Annotated in this window: 3 protein-coding genes; all 3 read right to left on the minus strand. The window is 49.1% G+C overall.

Annotated features, from left to right (window positions below; translation table 11 throughout):
• Positions 1-739: AMP-binding protein (locus VIM87_RS25945; RefSeq protein WP_331999804.1), on the minus strand; the 739-nt coding region annotated here is incomplete at its 3' end.
• Between the two features lie 29 nt (positions 740-768).
• On the minus strand, positions 769-1,515 hold the full coding sequence (locus VIM87_RS25950; protein WP_331999805.1) for an aspartate/glutamate racemase family protein: 747 nt from the start codon (positions 1,513-1,515) through the stop codon (positions 769-771).
• A 23-nt stretch (positions 1,516-1,538) separates the two neighbouring features.
• The coding region (locus VIM87_RS25955; protein ID WP_331999806.1) for a condensation domain-containing protein at positions 1,539-2,727 on the minus strand (1,189 nt) is incomplete at its 5' end.

Here is a 2,727-nt window from a genome sequence, read left to right on the forward strand (position 1 = left end):
TGATCCAGTCTATCAGCTTAGAAATATTGCTTTTAATTTCTTCACCCGGTATACACAAGGTACCGCCACTGCATAAGGGTACAAAAATATCGCGGAGGGATGCGTCAAAGGTGAACTGGATCAGCTGGCTTACGCGGCAGTGCTCATCTATCCCAAATTCTTTTATTTGCCAGCGGATGAAATGCGCCAGGCTCTCATGCTTGCCCAGTATGGCTTTGGCTTCACCGGTGGAGCCGGAAGTATAAAAAATATAGTTGCTGTCGGTAGCTGCTACTGCACGCTGCGGGGCTGTTGTAGGTACGGGGGATGATAAGCTGCCCCAGTGCCGGCTCACGGTAATGTTCCCTGCCTCATCCAGCAGCACCAGGTATTGGATCTTAAGATCCAGCTGCTGCAACAGATCTTCCACCTGCGCTTTCATAGCCAGCTGAATAATGAGCACCTGTGTACTGGTTTGGGTGAACATTTGCAACAAGCGCTTCCAGGCGAAGTTGATATCTACTGGCAGGTAAATGCCGCCGGATTTAAAAACTGCCAGCAATGAACGCACCAGGTTAATACCGGAAGGCAGCATTACGCCTACAATGGTATCCTGCTGCACACCCAGCTGCCGCAACGTGTTGGCCAGCTTGTCAGCGCCGGTATTTAAGGCATGGTAAGTGATCTCTTGCGTTCCTTCGGCAATGGCTATACGGGAAGGGAACTGTTGTGCTTTGTTTTCAAAATCGATATGTATCATGGCGGACTGATTGAGGATTAAGGGCATGCTTATACGGCTATCAGGGCAGGTACCGGTATTACAGGCGTTAGTTTTTCATAACACTCCGTGATCACCGCTTTGGCCAGTATGTCCATGGGATCAATAAAAGGTACCGGTACATTATCCTGATTTAATGCCAGCGGCACTTCCGTGCAACCGGCTATTATAGCATCCGCACCCATTTCCAGCAGGCGGTTCATAGCCCGCTGCATCAGGCGGATAGCTCGTTTGGAGATATTGGAAGATTTAAGACCGTTCTCCATGTACACAGATTGCATGAACAGGGCTTCCTGCTCTTCTTCATTCAGCGTAAGCACCGGCAATCCATGCTGATGAAATTCACGGTGGTAGATGCCTGAGCTGATAGTACCGCTGGTAGCCAGCAGCCCCACTTTGGAGAAATTATTTTCCTGTACATGCTGCCTTACCAGCTCAACCGGGTGCAGGATCTTGGCTACTGCATATTTGGAGAACTCATCATAGTAGTAATAGGATGTATTGCAGGTGAGCACCATTACATCTACATTACTCTGGTCCAGCAGCTGAATGGAGCGTACGATCTCTTTCAGCGGAGAGGGTTCATTATGCAGGATGGCGCGGGTACGGTCGGGGATAGCCGTATTATTGTGTATGATCACTTCTATGAAATCCTGGTCTTTTACTGCGGGACAGTAATCAATGACCTTATTGAAGAACAGGGAACAGGCCCTGGACCCCATGCCGCCAATAATACCTAGTTTTTTAGACTTTCTCATGTGTTAGATTTTTAAGGAATTACTTATTTCATAATGGCTGCCATGAATTCGTCTTCCGTTGTTGTCTCCCGTTCCGATGGTAATAACTGTATCTCTTGTAATACGATGTGCTCATTGGCCGTTACCTGTTGCAGGCAAAACAGCAGGTTGTTACGCATTTCATGAATAGTAGCTCTTTTGAACAGGTCTGTATTGTAGCGGATGATCACATTAACCTGCTCCCCTGCCTTTATATATTCAAATGCCAGGTCAAACTTGCAGGCCTTATCCGCCAGCTTCAGGTCTGTGATCTTTAACCCGTTCCAGGTAGTGTTTGATTTTTCCTGCAGGGTACTGTCCATGTACTGGATCCATACATCTGTAAGCGGAGAGCGGCTGCGATCGTAGCTTAGCTGCGTGGCTTTTACCAGCTGCTCAAAAGGATACAGCTGATGATCGTATGCTTCCAGCGTGGTTTGTTTTACTTTTCCAAGCAGGGCGCTAAAACTATCATCACTTTCAAACTGCGTTCTGAGCGCCAGCGTATTTACATATAAGCCGATCTGGTTCACCAGGTCTGCATGGTCCCTGCCTGCTGCCGGTGTGCCTATCACAAGGTCCTGCTGGCCGGTGTAGCGGTGCAACATTGCTTTCACTGCTGCGGTTAATACCATGTACAGGCTGGCTTCCTGTTGTAATGCCAGATCAGATAAAGCCGTTGTTAAAGCAGCATCCAGCACAAAGGGCACGGTATCGCCATTGGATGTTTTAACAGCCGGGCGCGGGTGGTCTGTGAGCAGGTCCAGCACCGGCACTTCGCCGTTGAACTGCTGCAGCCAGTATTGTTCATGCTGCTGAATGGCAGCACCGGAGAGCTGTTCATTGATCCAGCCTGCATAATCCTTATACTGTATGGGCAATGGCTTATTGATGTATGCACTGCCGGCAGTGTACCGCTCGAACACTTCTTTTACCAGCACTTCCATTGACCAGCCATCTGCAATAATGTGGTGCATATTTAACAGGAAAATGTGCTGCTCATTCTGCAGCTGGTACAGGCGGATGCGTAACAATGAACCGGCGGCCAGGTTAAAGGGAAGCGCCAGCTCCTGCTTCATGAGGTCATGCGCTTTCATTTCATTATCTGGCTGGCTGCGCAGGTCTGTTACCTGTACATCCGGTTCGCAGGTGGCACTGTCCTGCACCTGCTGCCGCGGTTCTCCGTCCACTATA

Source organism: Chitinophaga sp. (assembly GCF_036569125.1).
Classification (GTDB): Bacteria; Bacteroidota; Bacteroidia; order Chitinophagales; family Chitinophagaceae; genus Chitinophaga.